We start from the raw sequence: 19,417 nt of genomic DNA, 5'->3' as shown, positions 1-19,417 counted from the left end.
TTGTGTGCGGGTGCTCTTCGCCGGGTGTTCTGCATGGCGGTGGCGGTGCGGTTGCGCATGGCTGCGGGTGCCGGTGCCGCTTCGTCTGGCGCTGTCCGGTGCGGGGGCAGCGCTGGGCTCAGCGGTCTTGCGGCGCCGTTCGCGGCTGGTGCGGTCCGGGTTGCCGGGGCCGGGGGCTCTCCGGTCCGGTCCGGGTTGCCGGGTCCGGGGGCTCTCCGGTCCGGTCCGGGGCCCTGGCCGGTGGGCGGGAGGGTGCTGTGGGGGTTTCTGGGCGGTTGGCGTAGATTGCTGCGATGAGGGGTTCGTTGGAAGGTTGAGGTGTTGATGGGCGGTTTTGCCGAGGGGGCGCCCTGCTGGGCCGATGTGATGCTGCCTGACGTGGCCGCGGGGAAACGTTTCTACGGTGAGCTGTTCGGGTGGATGTTCGGCGACGGGCCGTACAGCCGTGCGTACCGCGAGGGGCGGCTCGTCGCCGCCCTGGCAGGCAAGAGGGACGGGCGTATGCCCACCGTCTGGACGGTGTACTTCGCCGCTCCGGACATCGCCGCCCTGACCGGGCGGGTCCGGTCCGCGGGCGGCCAGGTGGTGAGCGGTCCGCTACCCGTCAGGGACGGGACGATGGCCTTGGCGGCCGATCCCGAGGGAGCCGTATTCGGTTTGTGGCAGGGCCCGCAGGGCACCGGGTTCGGCGTCCAGCAGGAGCCCATGTCCTTCTGCTGGACGGAGCTGTACTCCCGTGACAAGTCGGTGGTCGACCCCTTCTACTCGGCAGTGTTCCGTTTCGGGGTCACCGATCTGGGTCCGCACGGTGGCGACGAGCTGCGCGTCTGGTCGCCCGCCGGGACCCGGCCCGGCCCCGACTCCGCGGTCGGTGGCCGCATTCTGATCGAGGACAGCTTCCCGCCGGAGATGCCCTCCCACTTCCTCGTGTACTTCCGGGTTCCCGACTGCGACCTGGCCGCCGCGACTGTCACCCGTCTCGGGGGGCGTGTCCACATGGCGCCCACCGACACCCCGTACGGCCGTATCGCGGTGTTCTCCGACAACCAGGGAGCCGATTTCGCCGTCCTTCAGGACTATGAGGTCGAAGGTTCCGCAGAAGCGGCCGCCGAGTCGGACGCGGAGGCCACCCAGGAGTTCGACGTGCTCGCCGCCACGGATGCCGCCGACGCTTCGGAAGCGGCCAATGCGGCCAATGCGGTCCGTGGGTCCGGTGCGGGTGGCGCGGCCCGCAGGTTTGGTACGGCTGACGCGGCCCTTGAGGTCGGCAGGCCCGGCGCGGTCAATTAGGTCACTGCGGTCAACCAGCCCGCTGCGGCCAAGTAGGCCAGGGCGGCCAATGAGGTCAGCGCGGCCAATCCGGTCAACCAGGTCAACCAGGTCAGTGCGGTCGGCCAGGGTGCTCGGGTCGTCGGCAAGGCCGATGCGGTCAGCGCGGGTGGTGGAATGGCCTTGTGGCCGGATGCCGGCAGCCGTGGCCGGCGGCTGGCCGCGTGGCCGCTTGCCGGAGGGCGTCGGCCCCGCGGCCACTAGTTGCGAATTGAGTCGTACGCCACATCGCGCGCGTATCCGGGGTGCGGGGAGCGGGCTGCGGGAAGGCCAGAGTGCCCCATATCACGTTCCCGGCGCCCGGGGTGGCCCGTCGTCAACGCCCGGGGTGCGCGGAATGGGCCGACTCGCCGGAGACACCCTGATTCGTCCTCGGGTTCGCAACGGACCCCCCGGACAGGAAGAATCGGGGTGCGTGCCGCCGCGGCGGTTCGGTGGTGAGACGCTGCACGGGGCCGTGTTCACGGAGACGGCGCGTACGGGGAGGTGGCAGACAAGTGGTGGATCAGCTCACACAGCATGATCCGAGACGGATCGGCCCGTTCGAGGTGCTGGGGCGGCTCGGGGCCGGAGGCATGGGGCTGGTCTATCTCGCGCGCTCGGCGTCCGGGCGACGGGTCGCGATCAAGACCGTCCGGACCGAACTGGCCGAGGACCAGCTCTTCCGGGTCCGCTTCACCCGCGAGGTCGAGGCCGCGCGTGCCGTATCCGGCTTCTACACCGCCGCCGTCGTGGACGCCGACCCCAGGGCCGCCGTGCCGTGGCTCGCCACCGCCTACGTTCCAGCGCCCTCGCTGGAGGAGATAGTGAACGAGTGCGGCCCCATGCCGGCCCAGGCCGTGCGCTGGCTCGCCGCCGGAGTCGCGGAGGCCCTTCAGTCCATCCACGGCGCCGGACTCGTGCACCGTGACCTCAAACCGTCCAACGTGCTGGTCGTCGAGGACGGCCCGCGTGTCATCGACTTCGGCATCGCCAGCGGGGTGTCCAACACCCGGCTGACCATGACCAACGTGGCCGTCGGCACACCCGCCTACATGTCCCCCGAACAGGCCAAGGACTCCCGCAGCGTGACCGGGGCCAGCGATGTCTTCTCGCTCGGCTCCACCCTGGTCTTCGCCGCCACCGGACACGCCCCCTTCCATGGGGCCAACCCGGTCGAGACGGTGTTCATGCTGCTGCGCGAGGGCCCCGACCTGGCGGGTCTGCCGGAGGAACTGCGGCCCCTCATCGAGTCCTGCATGCAGATGGACGCGACCGCCCGTCCCACTCCCGCGGACCTCCAGTCCCAGCTCGCTCCGCACCTGTTCGGCTCCGGCTCCGACGACAGCGGCACCGCCTCCGCGTGGCTCCCCGAGCCCGCGACCAGCCTGATCGAGTCCCGGCGCGGCGCGCGCACCCAGGTGAGCCCCCAGCCGCCCGTCCGGCCCGCGCCCCACCCGGGCGCCGCACCCGGAACCCCGCAGGGCGCCCCGCCGATGGGCGGCCACCCCGGTGCGGCCCCGGGGCCCGGCGCCCCCGCGCACGGCGGCGGACGCGGTGGCCGTGGCCGGGGCGCGCCCGGCGTCCCCCGCCCCCCGTCGCACCTCCGCACGCCCCGCCCGTGCCTCACCAGCCGCCCGCCGTCGACCACGGACGGCACGCGGGTGCCCCCGACCACGGCGGCGTACGCCTCGCGGGCGCGCGGGTGCCGATCGGACCGGGACCGCGGGTGTCCGACGCCCGGCAGGCCGCCGCCCGCGTCGGCGCCGCGCACGCCGGACCGCCCGAGGCACAGCTCTCCGGCCACTGGTCCCGCTCCAAGGCCCAGCCGGGCGCCCTCGACCCCGCCGTCCCGCCGCGTCCCGCCGTCGCGCCGCCCGCCGCGGGCGCGGGCTGGCGGCCGTGGCGGTTCCGGATGTCGAACGACGTCTGGGGCACGCCCGCGGTCGACGGCGACCTCGTGTACGTCACCTCCTTCGAGGTGCACGCCCTTGACGTGGCCACCGGCCGCCGCCGCTTCAAGACCCGCGACGTGGCCTGGTCCATGGCCGTGTCCGACGGCCGTGTCCTCGCCTCCGACGGCCCGACCCTCTACGCCCTGGACGCACGCGAGGGCACCGACCTGTGGCGGCTGCCCACCGACGGCTGGATCTACTCGCTGCGCGCCGAACGGGGCACCGTCGTCACCGGCACCCGCGGCGGCGGTGTCCAGGCGTGGGAGGCCTCCGGCGGCCAGAAGCTGTGGGAGGTCACCGGCGCCCAGACCGACTTCGAGACCCCCGAGGCCGGTCCCGCGCTGCACGACGGCACGGTCTACATCTGGCGGGACGCCCGGCTCCGCGCGCTGGAAGCCCGTACGGGTGAGGAACGCTGGTCCTACCCCATCGGCGACGCGGCCTCCTGCGGTGGCGTGCCTGTCCGGATCACACCCGCCCCGGACGGCAATGTCTACCTCTCCGCTGGGACCAGGGTCCTCGCCGTCGACATCGCCACCGGACACGTCCGCTGGCACTTCGAGGCACCCGCCGTCTTCCTCGCGCCGCCCGCTTTCGCCCCGGGTCCCGCCGTCACCGGCGGTGGCGTGTACCTCGCCGACTACCTCGGTACCGTCTACGCCCTGGACGCCGCCGACGGCCGGGACCGCTGGCGCATCGCCACGGAGCCCCGCTCGTCCGTCGATCCGGTACTCGTCGCGGACGGACACGTCCATGTGGGCAGCGGCAAGGGCCTCTACACCCTCGACGCCGTCACCGGTACGCCGAAGTGGCGCTTCCAGGCCGGTGGCGAGGTCGTCGGCGCCCCCGCTGTCGCCGAGGGCCGCATCCACTTCGGTTCCACCGACCACCTCCTGTACACCCTCAAGGCCGACGACGGCCGACTGCGCTGGAAGCTCGCCACCGGTGGTGAGATCACCGGTGCCCCCGTCGTCCGGGCGGGTGTCGTCTACGCCTGTAGCAAGGACCGCTGCGTGTACGCCCTCGACGCGGAGAAGGGCACCGGCACCGCCCGTACGTGACCCCGCCTCGTCGCCGCGCCGCCGCCCAGAGTGGGTACGGGACACGGTCGGTGCGTGACCTGACGGTGCGTGACCTGATCGACCTGGTTGACCCATGGGGACAGTCGGGACTCTGCTGTGGCCTAAAGGACAGTCGGGGCTCGGCGTTGACCTAAAGGACAGCTGGGGCGCCGTGCTGACCTATAGGGCTGCTGCGATGCTGCGTTGTCCTATGTCCTATAGGACAGCCATCGCGCTGCGTCGTCCTATAGGACAGTTGAGCCACCGTGGCGTCCTATAGGACAGTTGGGGTGCCGTGCTGGCCTCTAGGACAGTCGAGGCGTCCAGCTGACCTATAGGTGGAGACCACAGGGCGCGATGAGTTGTCCCACGTCCCGTCGTCTATGGGTCGCCTGCTGGTCGCCCACGGCAAGGGCCGCGCTCAGGGGCCGGTGAACCACCCACGGACGCGGTCGACGGTCAGGTGGAAGCGCTGGATGTCCGTCGCCGGGGGAGAGGCGTCAGGTCCGGCGAGCCCGGCCGAGGCCACCAAGCGGAAGATCAACGCGCGTACCAGCATCTGAAGTCCGTCCGTGCCCGGTGCGGCGGAATCCACCAGAGCCCGGTCGGCGCCGTGATGGAGCAGACCGTCGGCCGCCACGATCGCGTCGGCGTACGCCACCGGACGCCAGTACGGGGAGAAGTCGATCACCGCAGGTGGTAGGCCGGGGGCGAACAGGACGTTGCCGGTGAGGTCGCCGTGGATCAACTGGGAGGGCGCACTGACCGGTTGCCGCAGGTCGAGCAAGGCGCGGAGCGGCTCGCGTAGATCGGGTGAGACGTTCACCGTTGTCTCATCCCATGCCACGCGGTCGGCGACGGCCCAGGGGTGCTGCTGTCGGTCGAGCCAGTCGGGGCGCGGAGTCTGCCGCAGGGAGTGGTGGAACGCGCGCCCCGCGGTGAGGATTTCGTCCCATCGCCCGTCGGGACCGGCTTCGCCCTCGACCAGGCGGTCGGATGTCCAGCCGTCGAAGACGAACCCTCCCGTCGCCGCTCGTATCGGACGCGGAACACGGAACGCCGTGTCCTCTTTCTGCACGGCGAGATCGGCGAGGTCGGCGAGTTCAGTGAAGAGTTCGGCGCCCCACTCGGAGACCTCCGTGCTGTCCGCCGGCTTGAGGACAGCCCCGTCAGCGAGGACGCTCTGCCCTTGGCCGCCGGGCAACGGTACGGGCGTTCCGGTCAGCCCGAATGCGGCCAGCACCTGGGCGGACGGCAGCGGAGCGCTCGGCACCTTGGCCGCATCGGTCATCTCGGTCATCTCGGTCGCGTCGGTCGCATCGGTTGCATCGGTCACGTCGGGCATCCTCGCGGACGAGTGCCTTCCGCGCACCGGAATTCATGGGGCGTCGGGACGCGCGTGACCGTCGGTGTCGAGGGTGTGCGAGCGCGACAGGAGGTGGAGCATCGCGTGGTGGAACTCCGCGCGCTGCTGGGCGGTCCACTGGCCGGACAGCTGGTCGAACAACGCCTCCTGCCAGAGATGGGCGTCGTGGAGCAGATCGAGACCTTCGGAGGTGACCGTCACCTCTCGGCGGCGCGTATCCGATGCCGAAGGCTTGATCTCCAGATACCTGGCTGCGACAGTGTCCTTCACCATGCGTGACGCGCCACTCTGGTCGATGCCGATCTCGTTTGCCACGGCGTTGATCGTCACGATGCCGCGGCTGTCGAGGGACCGCACGGCTTCGGTGACGAGCACATGGCGACCTTGTTGTCGGGCCGGTCCGTCGCCCGGGGAGTTCCACCGGCGGGCCCAGTGACGTACGAACTCGAAGAGGGTTTGTCCGGGTCCGGGTCCGGGTCCGGGTCCGGGTCCGGGTGCCGACGGGGGCGGGGGCTGATGGGCGGGGTACCCGTCGTACTCGCTCATTCGGTTGCGGCCATCTCGCGGCAGATCGAGGCCAGTTCCAGAGCGGAACCGAGATCGGCCAGCCGCAGCGCGGCGGACATCCGGTCTCCGGTGCTCCTGAAGACGGTGGCGACCCGGACCGGTTCCTTGCTCCCGGGCCAGGTGGCGTCCTCCTCCACGACCATCAGGCGATCACTGACGGGGTGCCAGGACCGTGGAACCAGTTCGATCCCGGATCGTGCCGCCCAGTCGGCGAACTCGGCGAACTCGGCGAACTCGGCGAACTCGGCGAACTCGGCGGGGCTGAGGGGACCGGCGCCTCTGGGTCCCCTCACCACGACCGGATCGCTGACAGTGGCCTCGACCCGCGCGGGGGCGTGGGCGTTCACCGCGGCATGCCATCGGTCGACGGCCGTGCGCAGAGTGTGTTCCGGCTGCTCCATGGGGGCAGCGTGTGCGTTTCGCATACATCGCGCGAGGGTTGGTAGCCGCCGCAGCACCTGCCCCGCGCCGCCCATGCCCTGTGCCGCCCGCCGCCCGCCGCCCGCCGCCCGCCGCCCGTGCCCCGTGCCGCTCGTGCCACCTGCGCCCCGCGTGCCCCTGCGCCCCGCGCGCCCCCGCGTCCCCGTCCCCGCGCTGCCCGCCCACTCGGAGTACGCCGCCTGCTGACCGTCCGCCCGTCCGCCCGTCGGAGCGGGCCCTATCCCGTGGGGGCGGGGACAATCGGTCCATGGGAACCTCATCGACCTCCGTGTCACCGGCAGCCGAATGAACCCCGGCGAACTCCATGGGGGGCTGTTGCGTGCTCTCCTCGCCGCGGGCAGCCCGTACCGTCTCGCGCTCGCCGGGGGGTATGCCGCCGTCGCGCACGGGCTGACCGAGTGCACCGGGAACGGTCTCGGCCTCGCGACGGACAGCTCCGTACCCATGCCGGACATCGCCACCGCCGTCACCGCGGAACTGGAGCGGCGCGGCTGGTTCGTCACGGAGAGGGAGGCGGGTCCGCTGGCGGCCAGGTTCGTCGTGGCTGGTCCTGGCGGCCCGGCGGCCTTCGCCGGAGTGGTGTCCGAGGTGGGGGGCATGGACGGAGGTGGGGGCCGGGGTGACGTCGCGACCGGACCCGTGGGCGGGGGGACGGCGGTTCCGATGCCGGCCGTCGAGGTCCACGCGGCCAAGGAAGCCCTGTGGCATCCGCCCGTCGCCACCCCGATCGGGCTCGCGCTCAGCCTTGAGGACCTGGTGGGTACCAAGGTCCGCGCTCTCGCGGACCGGGGGCTCGCCCGGGACCTCGTCCACGTCCACGCTGTCGCGGACCGATGGGGCCGTCCGGATCTTGAGGAACTCGGCCGTCGGCACGCCCCCGACACGTTCGACCTGAGCGACCTCCAGGCCCGGCTCGCCGGGGCGGAGTGGACGGACGACCGGGAGTTCCGGACGTACGGCGTCAGCAGGGGCGAGGTCGTCGCGATCCGGGTGTGGGCACAGGAGTGGGCCGACGACCTCGCGGAACGCCTTCTGGAGGGCGCGCCACCACCCGAGGAATCCCCGGACCTTTAGGACAGGACAGCGAGCGGCCTGTCCTCATGCCGCAGTGGCCGACGGGGTCGAGGCCCGGGTGCGCGGCTTCGGCCGAGGTGCGAGGTGTGGGCACGGGGCTTCAGTGCTGGTCCGGCGGTCGGGGCCCCGGGGTGTCGGGCGGGGTGTCCCACGTACGCGTCGGAGCCGAGTCGTCGTACCGGGTGTCCGGCGGGGGTGGGTACGGGGCCGGGGGAGCCGTGTCGGCCGGGGGAGACGTGGGCGTCGGACGGGCGCGGCGGCCCGGCATCAGGGCGGCGCCGAGCAGCATCACCAAGCCGCCGCCCAGGCCCGCGAGGGCTCCCCAGCCGAGGCCCGTGCCGTCGCCGTTCACGGTCAGCTCACCGAGGGCGAGCCCGAGCCGGACCATCCACAGGACCGTGAAGCCGAGGACGATCAGTCCGGCGAGGGCCACCGTGGTCCGGGACCGCAGGGCCACACCGACCAGGGTCAGTACCGCCGCCACCAGGAACGGCAGGAACAGGGAGAGGAAGAGAGCGGACCGCGCGTCCGTGACGCCGTGGCCCGTGAAGAGCTCCCCGACCTCGTAGTACCGCCCGAGACGGCCGTCGTACCAGGCACGGAAGGGGCTCCAGACGGCGGCCGTCGCACCGAGCAGGGCGAGGACCGACCCGAGGACGTTGCGTAGCATCGCGTCGCCTCCTTCGCGCCTGACGCCAACGACGCTACGCCCGCCGGGCGGCCCTCGCCACGCCAGCGCGGCTCCGTCGGCCGGACAGCGCGGCTCCTTCGGCCGGACGGCGCGGCTCCTTCGGCCGGACGGCGAGGAGGGAGCCGCGCGGCCAGGGCCGGCCGGGACGGCCGTCAGTGTGCTCCGGTCGCGTGGTTGTCCAGCGGCCCGAGGTGCGTCGCGTGGTTGTCCAGCGGCTTCACCAGGCGGTTCTGGCCGCCGGTGGCGTGGTTGTCGGCGGCCGAGGCGGCGGCCGCCGTACCGAGCGCGGTGCCCGTGGTGAGGACGGCGACGACGAGCAGCTTCGTGGCGCGGGTCATGTGCGGGATCTCCCCTGGGGTGCGGTGACGGGAACGAGGACAGGTGCGGACGGAACGATCCTGCCCGCTTCCGGGGCACAGCGAACCGCGACGGCTCCCCCTCGGTGCCGTCGCGGTTCGGTTCCCCCGTGCGGTGCAGGCTTGTTAGGGCTTGCCGCCCGTCGCGTGGCTGTCCGCGGGCTTCGCGGTGCCGCCGGTCGCGTGGCTGTCCAGCGGCTTCACCGGCTTGCCCTTGCCGCCGGTCGCGTGGCTGTCCTTGACCGTCACCTGGGGCTCCTCGCCCGTGGCGTGACTGTCCTGCGGCTTGATGGTGCCGTCGATGTGCTCGGCATTGCTCATGGTGCTGAACTCCTATTCTGGGAGTCGTCGAGTCTGAGGCCCGTCCGGCAGCTCCCCCGTGGGCTGCCGGACGAGCGTTCGGGCCGTACACCTTAGAACGGTGTGGCCTGAACCGGCTCGCCTGCCCCCCGCTGCGGCGGGCCGATGCGGTACACAGTGGCGTGCGGCGATAAACGAACGATGAACGCGGGGAATCGTGGCGGTTTGCCCGGTGGTGTCCGATGGCTGGGCTGGCTGATCTTCGCCCCTTCCCCCCGTGCCGGACCGTATCGAACCGTGCCTGACGGTCAGAGGGCGGTGCCGGGTTGTCCACCCTGAGCGGTCATCGGGGCTTCCGATGGCCTGGGTGTCCCGGACGGCCTGGGTGTCCCTGGTGTCCCGGATGGCCTGGGTGAACCGGGGCGGTTTCCCGCCGGTACCTGTCCCATACCTGTCCCATACCTTGTCCCATACCTGTCCCATATCCGGGAGGTTCGGCTCGACCGAGGCGGTCAAGCAGCCCGCACGGGCGCGGAAGGGCCCACCCGCGACCAGCCGAGCGCCCGGGACCCAGCCGCCTGGCCTGAGCACCCTGCACCCTGTCCAGCGCCCGCTCAGGACCCGCTAGGGACCCCCGCTCAGGACCCGCTCAGGACCCGCTCAGGACCCGCAAGGCACACGCACGGGTCACGCCGCGGCCATGGGCGCCAGCAACGCCCGTACCTCCGTGGCCTCGGAGGAGCCCAGCTCCTCGTAGATGGCGAGGGCCTCCGACCAGCAGGCACGTGCCCGGTCGCTCTGTCCGAGCCGCGCCAGGGCCCGTCCGAGCAGGGTGAGGACGTTCCCGCGCCGCCACTCGCCGCCGATCTGCCGCAGGGCGATCAGCGCCTGCTCGGCGAGTACCGCGGTCTGCGCCGGGCGGTCCCCCGCGAGGTGCGCCTCCGCCAGCCGGAACAGGCTCATCCCCTCCCACAGCCGCTGCCGCGACGCGCGGAACACGGCCAGGGCGCCGGTGAGCTGGTCGAGCGCGTCGGGCAGCCGTCCGGCCTGGGTCAGCGCCATCCCCAGCGCGTAGCGGCCGTTGGCCAGCCGCAGGGTGAGTCCTAGTTGGTCGTAGATCGCGACGCCCTGTCCGGCGAGACGCACGGCCGATTCCGTGCGGCCCCCGGCCAGATGGATACGGGACAGATTGCACAGCGCGCTGGCCTCACCGGGCCGGTTGCCGTCGGCGCGGAACGCGGCGATGGACTCGCCCAGATGCCGCTCGCCGTCCTCGTGGCGCCCCTCGTACAGGGCGATGATGCCGCGTTCGTTGGGCGCGTTGCTGCTGACCCAGGGGTCGTGCGCGGTCCGCGCCGGGGGCAACGCCCGCGCGGCCTCCTCGTCGGCGCGCGCGAAACGCCCGGCCGTGCTGTGCACCTGCGCGAGTGTCGTCCGCGCGCGGGACTCGACCCAGGTGTCACCGGCGGCCGCCGCCGCGTCCCGCACGGCGGTCGCGGCGGCCTCGTAGCGCCGGGCGCTGACGCCCGTCTCCGCGAGGTCCTTCGCCGCGAGCAGCAGGTCCACCGCCCTGCGCAGGGCACCGGACTGGCCGGCCTGCCGGACGGCGGCCAGCAGGCAGTCGGCCTCGGCGTACAGCCAGTCCAGGGCGGCCCGGCTGTCGGTGAACCGCAGCCCGGGGTACGAGGTCGGTGCCAGATGGTCGACCGTGCGGTCACCGGGCCGCTCCAGGCCGTACACCCCGGCGGCGGTGGCCAGATAGAAGTCGAGGAGCCTGGTCAGGGCGGCCGGCGGCTCGGCGTTCGGCTGCTCGTCGCGTTCGGCGCACGCCCGCGCGTAGAGGCGGACGAGGTCGTGGAAGCGGTAGCGGCCCGGCGCGGCGGACTCCAGCAGCGAGGTGTCGACGAGGGCTTCGAGGAGGTCCTCGGTGTCGTCCTGGGGGAGATCGAGGACAGCCGCCGCCGCGGCCAGCGAGAGGTCCGGACCGTCGGCGAGACCGAGCAGCCGGAAGGCGCGCGCCTGGTTCGGTTCGAGCTGGCCGTAGCCGAGTTCGAAGGTCGCCTTCACCGCGAGGTCACCGGCCTGGAGCTCGTCCAGCCTGCGCCGCTCGTCGGCGAGCTTCGCGGCGAGGACGGAGACGGTCCAGGTGCGGCGCGCGGCGAGCCGGGACGCGGCGATCCGGATGGCGAGCGGCAGGAATCCGCACGCGGCGACCACGTCCAGCGCGGACTCGCGTTCCGCCGCGACGCGTTCCGCCCCCACGATCCGCGTGAACAGCTGAAGCGCTTCCTCCGGCGACATCACGTCGAGGTCGACCAGATGGGCGCCCGCGAGATCCACCATCCGCACCCGGGAGGTGATCAGCGAGGCGCACCCCTCGGTGCCCGGCAGCAGCGGCCGTACCTGCGCGGCGTCCCGCGCGTTGTCGAGGAGAATCAGGATGCGGCGCCCGTCGAGCATGGACCTGAACAGCGCGGCGCGCTCCTCCAGGGTCTCGGGGATCGCCGTGTCCGGGGTGCCGAGGGCCCGCAGGAACGCCCCGAGGACTGCTTCGGGTTCGGCGGCCCGGGGGCCCGCGCCCTGGAGGTCGACGTACAGCTGACCGTCGGGGAAGCGGGTACGGGAGCGGTGGGCGACATGCACGGCGAGCGTGGTCTTGCCGACCCCGCCTATGCCCGCGACGGCGGACACGGCCATCACCCGGCCCTCGGCGGTGGACAGTACGTCGCTCAGTTCCGAGACGAACGACGCCCGTCCGGTGAAGTCCGGGACGGTCGCCGGGAGCTGGGCGGGACGTACGAGGGTGACGGCCGGTTCAGCGGCCGGGGCGGACGGCTCCGCGAGGCCGGGGTCGGCCTGGAGGATGCGCTGCTGGAGTTCGCTGAGGCCGGGACGCGGGTCGACACCGAGCTCGTCGGCGAGCAGCCGCCGGGTGTCGGCGTACACGGCGAGCGCCTCGGCCTGCCGTCCACTGCGGTACAGCGCGAGCATGAGGAGTTCCCGCAGCCGCTCCCGCAGGGGGTGCGCGGCGGTGAGGGCGGTCAGCTCGGACACGGCCTCGGCGTGGCAGCCCTGTTCGAGGTCCATGTCGAGCCGGGTTTCGAGGAGTTGCAGCCGCATTTCCTCCAGCCGGGTCCGCTGGGTGGCGGCGTACGGTCCGGGGACACCGGCGAGGGGCTCGCCGTCCCAGCGGGCGAGCGCCTGGTTCAGCACGGTCCGGGCGCGGTGCAGATCGCCTTCGCTGCGGGCCTTCTCGGCGGTGGCGGACAGGTCCTCCGCGTACGAGAGGTCCAGCGCGTCGGACGGCATCCGGACCGCGTACCCGCCCGCCTCGCTGACCAGGACCCCCGGTCCGAGGGCCTTGCGCAGCCGGGAGGCGTACGTGCGGATCGCGGCGAGCGCCTGGGACGGGGGTTCGTCGCCCCACAGGGCGTCGATGAGCTGGGCGGCGGTCGCCATCCGGCCCTCGCGGAGCAGCAGCGCGGTGAGCAGGGCGCGTTGCTGGGGGGACCCCATCGGCAGGGCCTCCCCGCCGCGCCACGCGCGCACGGGGCCGAGCACGCCGAAGCGTAGTTCCGCTTTGGCGGTTGCGGCGGTTGCGGTTGCGGCGGCGGTTGTGGCTGCGGTGGCTGTGGCGGTTGTGGCTGCGGTGGTGGTGCGGGTGGCGCCCGGGCCCGGGGTGGGCTGTGGGCTGGCGTCGGCGCCGGGGGTGCCGCTGACGGCCTGGTGCGCGCTGGGGGCTGCTGCCGGGGTGGGGTGAGGGCCGGACGTGACCCGGTGGACCGGGCCGCCTCCGGCGGTGGGTGTGTCCGGGGCCGCGTCCGCTGTAGCCGTGGTGCGGGGCGCCGGAGTTGTCGCGTCGCGGGCGGTGCCGGCCCGGACGTCTTCGCCGGTCCGGACGCCCTCGCCGCCCTCGCCGCTCACTCCGCGACCGCCGCCGTCCGTCCTGGCGCGGTACGTCCCGGCTGCGCCGCCGGAGACCGGGGACGCGCCGTGAGCGGGAGCCTCAACCGGATGACGCTGACCCGGAACTCGCGGTTCTCCGTCCATACAGTCCCCCTGCCGTTCCCGACGTGTCTGTGGGCTGCCGCCAGTTTGCCTTGTTCAGGCCTGATGCGTCAGCTTGGATATGTACCTGTCACAGAGTCCGGACGTCAGGGGCCCGCCCCGTGCGCTCGCCCGCCCCGTATCTGCGGTCGTACCCAAGGAGGAGGCGCGTACGCGCGCGAACGGTTCCCGACGGGTCGCCTTCGCTTGCGCTTCCCAGGTTCGTCCGGCGGGGCGTACTTCGTTCCTGTGCCGTCGTCCGTGGGTTGTGCGCAGTTCCCCGCGCCCCTGGATGCTGCCTCTGTTCGTCGCTCTTCGGGTGCGGGGCGGTTCTCGTTCCTGCTGGACGCACTTGTCCCTGTGCCGTCGTTCGGTGGTTCTGCGCAGTTCCCCGCGCCCCTTTGGGGCGCGTCCGGTCTGTTCTTCGGGTCGGTGCCGGTCGGGATTCTCCGTCCTCGCTCCAACGCGCTCGGTCGGACATCCCCCATGTCCGACTGAAGAGCATCGGAGTCTGCGGGCAGAGATTCCCGCCCACCCCCTCCCGCAGCCATGCGAGTCCGCGAGGAAGGGGGTTCCGCGGCGGATGACGGGCAAGGCCAGGAGCAGGAACAGGTACGCCCAGCACAGGGAAGGGGGGTCAGTCCGGTACTGCAAGGGCCGGGGACTGTTTGGTGAGGATCTCGCCCCGGAAGAACGCGGGGCTCCGCCGCCGCATCACCAGCATGATCCCGAACCCCAGCACCAGCAGCCCCACCCCGATCACGAACACCGACCCGACCCCCAGAACGGCGGACCCGGAACCGTACGCAGGGTTCCACATGTCGATCAGCGTCTTCGTGAAGACGGCCGCGAGCAGCACTCCGCCGAGCAGCGGGAAGACGCCCTTGAACATCAGGTCACGGAACGAGTTCCGCAGCTCCGCCCGGAAGTACCATGCGCAGGCGAACGCGGTCAGCGCGTAGTAGAAGCAGATCATCAGACCGAGCGCGTAGATCGTGTCCACCAGTACGTGCTCGCTGACCAGCGTCATCACCGTGTAGAACACCCCGGTCGCGATCCCCGCCGTGATCGTCGCCCGTCCGGGTGTCCGGTAGCGGGGGTGCACCCGTGCGTACGACGCGGGCAGCGCCTCGTACGCGGACATGGCGAGCACCGTCCGGGCGACGGGGATGAACGTCGTCTGGAGGCTCGCCGCGGCGGACGCCAGGACCGCGACGAACAGGAGCACCCCGAGCGCGCCGCCCATGACGGGACCGGCGAGCGCGGCGAAGACGTTGTCGGAGGTGTCGGGGTTCGCGAGTCCGAGGCCGGACGTTCCGGAGCCGACCGCCATCTGTGCGGCGACCCCGGTCGCGAGGTAGGAGCCGACGAGGACGACCATCGCGACGAGGGCGGGGCGGCCGGGCGTACGGTCGCTGCCGACGGTCTCCTCGTTGGCGGTGAGACAGGCGTCCCAGCCCCAGTACATGAAGATCGACAGGGACAGTCCGGCGGTGAACGCGGCGAAGGACTGCACGGCGAACGGGTTCAGCCAGGACCATGAGAAGTCGGCACCGGTGGCGAAGGCGCCGGACCGCGCCTTCTGCACGGCGAGCGCCACGAAGACGACGAGGACGACGAGCTGGAGGGCGACCAGGGTGTACTGCACGCCCTTGGTGGCCGTCATGCCCCGGTAACTGATCGCGGTGGCCACGGCGACGAGGACGAGTACCGTGACGATGTGCACGACCTTGTCGCCGTCGAGCGCGGCGATCCGTTCGCTGCCGGTGAGTTCCCCGGCGAGCAGCCAGAAGTACGAGGTCGCCACCCCCGCGAGGTTCGACAGGACGATGATCGTCGCGATGACCAGACCCCAGCCGCACATCCAGCCCACCCGGGGACCGAATGCCTTCACCGTCCAGGTGAAGGAGGTGCCGCAGTCGGGGACGGCCCGGTTCAGCTCGCGGTACGCGAAGGCGACGAGCAGCATCGGCAGGAACCCGGCGAGGAACACGGCGGGCATCTGGAGCCCGACCTCGCCGGCGGTGGACCCGAGGGTGGAGGTCAGGCAGTAGACCGGGGCGACCGTGGAGATGCCGATGACGGCACTGCCGAAGAGTCCGACGGAGTTCCCGCCGAGCCCCTTGTCCGGTACGTCCGCGCCTCCGCCGCCGGGCCCTGTGGCGCCCCGGACCGGGTCCCCGGCCGGAGGCCGTGCTTCCACCTGAGTCATGAACAGGAGGTTAAGCGCTGCGGTTTCCGTCAACGGGAGGGCGAAGTTCCGTTTGGTGGTGGGGTGATGAGGGCGTGGCATCCTTGGGATGGTGCGGTGGCTGCGCGTGTGGGGTGGGGATTCCAAGGTCGCGTAGGGCGGGTGATCATCCTTAGCAAGGTCGGTTGCTGGTCCATGGGTGGTGCGGGAACCGTAGGTGTGTCCGGTTTGGGGGGCTTCCAGAATTCCTGGGCGGTGGCCGGACCGAGACCCCGCGAAGCGTCCGTTGCCATGATCGGGAACCACCCCGGTCCGTGCCCTGCCACACTGACGGACGTGAACGCTCAGAGGCAGGTCCGCTGCGTCCAGTGCGGCAACACCGGCGTGATCGTGGCGCAGGCCACCGACCCGGAGACCCGGCTTCCCCGGTGGCGCTACACCTGCCTCGACTGCCGTATCGCCTGGTGGGTCGACCAGCACGGCGGAACCGCCAAGGACTACGAGCGCCGGGAGCCCCCCTTCTGACCTCCGCCGGTTCCCGGTCCGCTGTCCGCGGTCCGCTGTCCCCGGTTCCCGGTCACCTGCGGCGGTGGCGTCGACCTCTCCTGCCCTGACGCCCGCTCCCGGCGCTCGCCCACTCCCCGGCGCCCGCCGGTGCCCGTCCGGCGCCCACTCCTACCGGTCGTACGTGTACCCGTACCCGTACCCGTTCCGTGTGCCAGGCCCCTGTCACGTACCGCCACCCGTGACCGTACGGGCGTCAACCCGCCTTAGCCGCTGACGTATCCACAGCCGCTTGCCGGAATCCCGACGCGGTGCCCGACCCGCCGCCGACCGTACAACCATCGGTGTGCGGGAGCCGTCCTCCGGTTGTCGGGGAGGGGACGGCGCTTCGCGGCCCCCGGGTACCGGCACCGGCACAGGGAGGGCGCCGTGAAACGTGCCGTGCGTACCGGCACCACCATCCCCTGTGCCTCGGCCCGTCCCGGGCGGCCATCGCCGGGGCCTCGTTCACCGCCGTGCGCCGGGCAACCGCCCCCGCGTGTACGGCGATCCGCCCCCTTCGCCTCGCAGCCGCTCTCCCGCGGCAGGCAACCCCCGACCGGCGGGAACCGTCCTCCGGGCGGGGGGACGGGGGAGCCTCCGGGCGGTGCCCGGACGCTCAGCACCACCGATCAGCAAGGAGGACCACCTTGATCCGAATGACGCGCAAGGGAGCCGCCGCCGTGGCGGTTCTCGCGCTGGCGGCGGGGGCGCCGGAACTGGCGTACGCCTCGCCAGGGCAGACGCCCGCACCGCCCGGTTCCGCACCGGCGGCCCAGCAAGCGGAGGGTACGCGACCGGCGGCCCAGCAACCAGGGGCTCGTCAACCGGGGGGCAAGCTCCCCGAAGGCTGGCGAATAACCGGCGCGGGCGCCGACCGGCACCTCGTATGGACCGCGCCGGAACGTGTCCCGATGGGGGACGCCCGGGTCGAGTTCCACGCCGGTGACCGGGTGCTCGGCGCGCCCGCGCCCGACAAGGACCAGCGCACCTTCCGGCTGCCGCTCGGCTCGGCCGAGGTGGGCCCGGACGACGCGCTGAAGGTGCTCGCCGGGGGGCGCCGACTGGACCAGGCCGGGAAGGACGAGGCGGCCGAACGCGCCCCGCGCGACCGGAGCGGCACCGGACCCGCGCCGCAGGCGGCGAACCCCGCACCGGCCAACCCGGTCGACCCCGGGACCAAGGGCCGCTACCGGACCGTCAGCGGTGACTACACCCTGCCGTCCGTGAAGCTGCCGGACTTCCCGCGCAAGGTCGAGATGACCGCCACGGTCGTCGGCCCGAAGGACGCGCCCGGCAAGCGTCCGGTCGCGCTGTTCCTGCACGGCCGGCACAGCACCTGCTACAACGCGCAGAACGAGACCGGCTCATGGCCCTGCGACACCGGCTTCAAGCCGATCCCCAGCCATAAGGGCTATCTGCACGACCAGAGACTCCTCGCCTCCCAGGGCTATGTCACGGTCTCGATCTCCGCGAACGGGATCAACGGCCAGGACCACAGCATCGAGGACGCGGGCGCACAGGCCCGCTCGTCCCTCGTACGGCAGCACCTCGCCCGGCTCGCGGGCTGGTCCGCGAACCCGGCGAGCGCTCCCGCCGCCCTCCGCAAGCTGCCGCGCGCCGACCTCGACAAGGTGCTGCTCGTCGGGCACTCCCGGGGCGGCGAGGGTGTCAACCGCGCCGCACTGGACAGCCGTTACCCGGCGCCCGCCGACCGCGACGGCTACAAGGGCCCGGTCCGCTGGAAGATCCGCGGCACTGTCCTCATCGGACCCACCATCTTCGGCCAGAACCCCGCGCCCGATGTCCCGTCGGTGACGCTGCTGCCCGGCTGCGACGGCGACGTGTCCGACCTCCAGGGCCAGATCTACGCCGACGGCACCCGCGCGGTGAGCCGCGGCAAGGCCCTCCAGAGCTCGGTGTACATGGTCGGCGCCAACCACAACTTCTTCAACACCGAGTGGACGCCCGGCCAGGCCGTCGCCCCGGCCTGGGACGACTGGGACTCCGACGACACCCGCGACGCCGTCTGCGCGCCCGGCACCCGTACCCGGCTGACGGCGAAGCAGCAGCAGACCGCCGGTTCCACGTACATCGCCGCCGCGGCCCGGCTGTTCGTCGCCGGTGACGACAAGGTCCGTCCGCTGCTGGACGGTTCGAACCGGCGGGCCCCGTCCGCCGGACCCGCGCAGGTCCGTACGCACGCCGTCGGCGGCAACCGCGTCCCCGCGGTGCTGCCCTCCGCCTCCACCAAGGTGACGGGCGGACGTCTTTGCGCCCAGATCGACCCCGACCCGGCCAAGGCGTGCCTGCCGCTCGAGGGCAGCGCGCGTTCACCGCACTTCGCCTTCTGGGAGACCGCCCGGGAGCCCGGACGGCACGCGGTCGCGATGAACTGGAACCGGGCGGGCACCCCGCTGAAGGTGACTCCCGCGAAGAAGTTCTCCGTCAAGGGTTCCGAGTCGCTCGCCCTGCGGGTGATCGTCCCGCAGAACAGCACCGGCACGAAGCTGGATGTCCGGCTCACCGACGGGGCGGGCCGCAAGGCCCACCTCGGCCAGGTCCGGATCGACGGCATCCCGGGCACCGACCGGACCACGTCCGCGTGGGCCCGTGAGGTCCGCGTACCGCTGAAGGCGGCGGTCCGTGCCGGACTGGACCTGCGGAAGGCGGCGTCCCTCGAACTCACGCCGCGTACCGGTTCCGGGAAGGCCTGGCTGATGGACGCGTGGGGCTGGCGTCCCGGTACGCCCGCCGCGGGTACGGCGAAGATGCCGCGGGTCGACCTCGGCCGGCTCACGGTCAAGGAGGGCGACTCGGGCAGCCGGACGTTCCGGGTGCCGGTCAAGATCACCGGGCACGGCAGCGGCCAGGTGCGCGTCTTCGTCCAGGACGCCGAGACGGGTGCTACCACCGCCCGTACGGTGACCGTCAAGCCGGGCAGCCAGGCCGTCGACGTCCCGATCACCGTCGAGGGCAACACCCGCTTCGCCTACGACTCCGCGCGGAGCGCCTTCGTGAAGGCCGTACGGGGCGTGGCGGTCGGCGCCCACAGCGGCGGGGTGCTCGTCCGGAACGACGACCCGATGCCGAAGATCTCCGTGGCCCCGGTCGCGGACAAGGTCACCGAGGGGCAGGCCCTCAGCTGGCGGGTGAAGCTCTCGGAGGCCGCCGACGTGGAGCTGTACGGGATCGCCTTCAAGCTCCTTCCCGCGACCGGCGGTACCGAACTGTCCACCCGCGACGTGGACCCGACCTGGCTCGACGCCCAGTTCGGTACTCCTCCCACCCCGGAGGTGCCGCTGTCGCGTCTGTGGGAGGGCGACGCGTATCTGCCCGTGATGTTCGCCGCGGGCGCGCTCACCGCGGACGTCACCGTCCCGACGGTCACCGATTCGGTGGCCGAGACGGACGAGACCCTGCGGCTCCAGGAGATCGTGCACGACGCCGAGTGGAACCCCATCGAGGGTGACATCCACACCGGGACGGTACGGGACACCCCGTAACCGACAGCTCC

At 72.4% G+C, this 19,417-nt stretch carries 11 protein-coding genes and 2 pseudogenes; 5 read left to right on the top strand and 8 right to left on the bottom strand.

The genetic code is table 11. The features are described 5' to 3' along the window. Positions 1-324: 324 nt before the first annotated feature. Positions 325-1,083, top strand: a pseudogene (locus OG711_RS16975) (VOC family protein); the annotation flags it as partial. A 743-nt stretch (positions 1,084-1,826) separates the two neighbouring features. Then, positions 1,827-4,324 (top strand): annotated as a pseudogene (locus OG711_RS16970) (outer membrane protein assembly factor BamB family protein). A gap of 421 nt (positions 4,325-4,745) precedes the next feature. Here the strand turns inward: OG711_RS16970 and OG711_RS16965 are convergent. The 3 genes from OG711_RS16965 to OG711_RS16955 all read right to left on the bottom strand — a co-directional run bounded on the left by OG711_RS16965 (position 4,746) and on the right by OG711_RS16955 (position 6,658). Next, complete coding sequence (locus OG711_RS16965; RefSeq protein WP_329559652.1) at positions 4,746-5,660, bottom strand: aminoglycoside phosphotransferase; 915 nt, start codon at positions 5,658-5,660, stop codon at positions 4,746-4,748. A 42-nt stretch (positions 5,661-5,702) separates the two neighbouring features. Further along, on the bottom strand, positions 5,703-6,065 hold the full coding sequence (locus OG711_RS16960) for a MarR family winged helix-turn-helix transcriptional regulator (protein WP_329559651.1): 363 nt from the start codon (positions 6,063-6,065) through the stop codon (positions 5,703-5,705). Between the two features lie 167 nt (positions 6,066-6,232). Beyond that, positions 6,233-6,658 carry a hypothetical protein gene (locus OG711_RS16955; protein ID WP_329559650.1) on the bottom strand — a complete coding sequence of 142 codons (426 nt, stop codon included), beginning with the start codon at positions 6,656-6,658 and terminating at the stop codon, positions 6,233-6,235. A gap of 325 nt (positions 6,659-6,983) precedes the next feature. On the opposite strand from OG711_RS16955, the gene OG711_RS16950 reads away from it, so the two are divergent. Beyond that, positions 6,984-7,772 carry a nucleotidyl transferase AbiEii/AbiGii toxin family protein gene (locus OG711_RS16950; RefSeq protein ID WP_329559649.1) on the top strand — a complete coding sequence of 263 codons (789 nt, stop codon included), beginning with the start codon at positions 6,984-6,986 and terminating at the stop codon, positions 7,770-7,772. A 100-nt stretch (positions 7,773-7,872) separates the two neighbouring features. Here the strand turns inward: OG711_RS16950 and OG711_RS16945 are convergent, their stop codons facing one another. The 5 genes from OG711_RS16945 to OG711_RS16925 all read right to left on the bottom strand — a co-directional run bounded on the left by OG711_RS16945 (position 7,873) and on the right by OG711_RS16925 (position 15,378). Next, positions 7,873-8,442, bottom strand: coding sequence for a hypothetical protein (locus OG711_RS16945; RefSeq protein ID WP_329559648.1), 570 nt, complete (start codon positions 8,440-8,442; stop codon positions 7,873-7,875). 173 nt (positions 8,443-8,615) lie between these two features. Then, the gene (locus tag OG711_RS16940; protein WP_073783630.1) at positions 8,616-8,801 is read right to left on the bottom strand and encodes a hypothetical protein; all 186 of its coding nucleotides are present in this window, start codon (positions 8,799-8,801) and stop codon (positions 8,616-8,618) included. 144 nt (positions 8,802-8,945) lie between these two features. Then, positions 8,946-9,140 (bottom strand): hypothetical protein, encoded by a 195-nt coding sequence (locus OG711_RS16935; RefSeq protein WP_073783632.1) that lies wholly within the window; start codon positions 9,138-9,140, stop codon positions 8,946-8,948. Positions 9,141-9,806: 666 nt separating this feature from the next. Continuing rightward, entirely contained in the window at positions 9,807-12,635 is a 2,829-nt protein-coding gene (locus tag OG711_RS16930; protein ID WP_329563862.1) for an AfsR/SARP family transcriptional regulator, read from the bottom strand. Positions 12,636-13,803: 1,168 nt separating this feature from the next. After that, complete coding sequence (locus OG711_RS16925; protein WP_329559647.1) at positions 13,804-15,378, bottom strand: APC family permease; 1,575 nt, start codon at positions 15,376-15,378, stop codon at positions 13,804-13,806. A 315-nt stretch (positions 15,379-15,693) separates the two neighbouring features. Here OG711_RS16925 and OG711_RS16920 point away from each other — a divergent pair, with 315 nt between their 5' ends. Together OG711_RS16920 and OG711_RS16915 are read left to right on the top strand one after the other, a co-directional pair. Beyond that, a complete protein-coding gene (locus OG711_RS16920) occupies positions 15,694-15,882 on the top strand; it encodes a hypothetical protein (protein WP_073785385.1) in 189 nt (62 codons plus the stop codon). A gap of 668 nt (positions 15,883-16,550) precedes the next feature. Then, positions 16,551-19,406 (top strand): alpha/beta hydrolase, encoded by a 2,856-nt coding sequence (locus tag OG711_RS16915; protein ID WP_405673632.1) that lies wholly within the window; start codon positions 16,551-16,553, stop codon positions 19,404-19,406. Positions 19,407-19,417 lie beyond the last annotated feature (11 nt).

The organism is Streptomyces uncialis (genome assembly GCF_036250755.1).
Classification (GTDB): domain Bacteria; phylum Actinomycetota; class Actinomycetes; order Streptomycetales; family Streptomycetaceae; genus Streptomyces; species Streptomyces uncialis.
Note: the sequence above shows the minus strand (reverse complement) of the source record. Positions and strands in the feature narration are given on the sequence as shown.

What these genes read in the sequence shown, in the direction of transcription:
- OG711_RS16935 (WP_073783632.1), bottom strand. Translation starts at nt 9,140, where the DNA reads ATGAGCAATGCCGAGCACATCGACGGCACCATCAAGCCGCAGGACAGT.
- OG711_RS16950 (WP_329559649.1), top strand. Translation starts at nt 6,984, where the DNA reads ATGAACCCCGGCGAACTCCATGGGGGGCTGTTGCGTGCTCTCCTCGCC.
- OG711_RS16940 (WP_073783630.1), bottom strand. Translation starts at nt 8,801, where the DNA reads ATGACCCGCGCCACGAAGCTGCTCGTCGTCGCCGTCCTCACCACGGGC.
- OG711_RS16945 (WP_329559648.1), bottom strand. Translation starts at nt 8,442, where the DNA reads ATGCTACGCAACGTCCTCGGGTCGGTCCTCGCCCTGCTCGGTGCGACG.
- OG711_RS16955 (WP_329559650.1), bottom strand. Translation starts at nt 6,658, where the DNA reads ATGGAGCAGCCGGAACACACTCTGCGCACGGCCGTCGACCGATGGCAT.
- OG711_RS16930 (WP_329563862.1), bottom strand. Translation starts at nt 12,635, where the DNA reads ATGGGGTCCCCCCAGCAACGCGCCCTGCTCACCGCGCTGCTGCTCCGC.
- OG711_RS16925 (WP_329559647.1), bottom strand. Translation starts at nt 15,378, where the DNA reads ATGACTCAGGTGGAAGCACGGCCTCCGGCCGGGGACCCGGTCCGGGGC.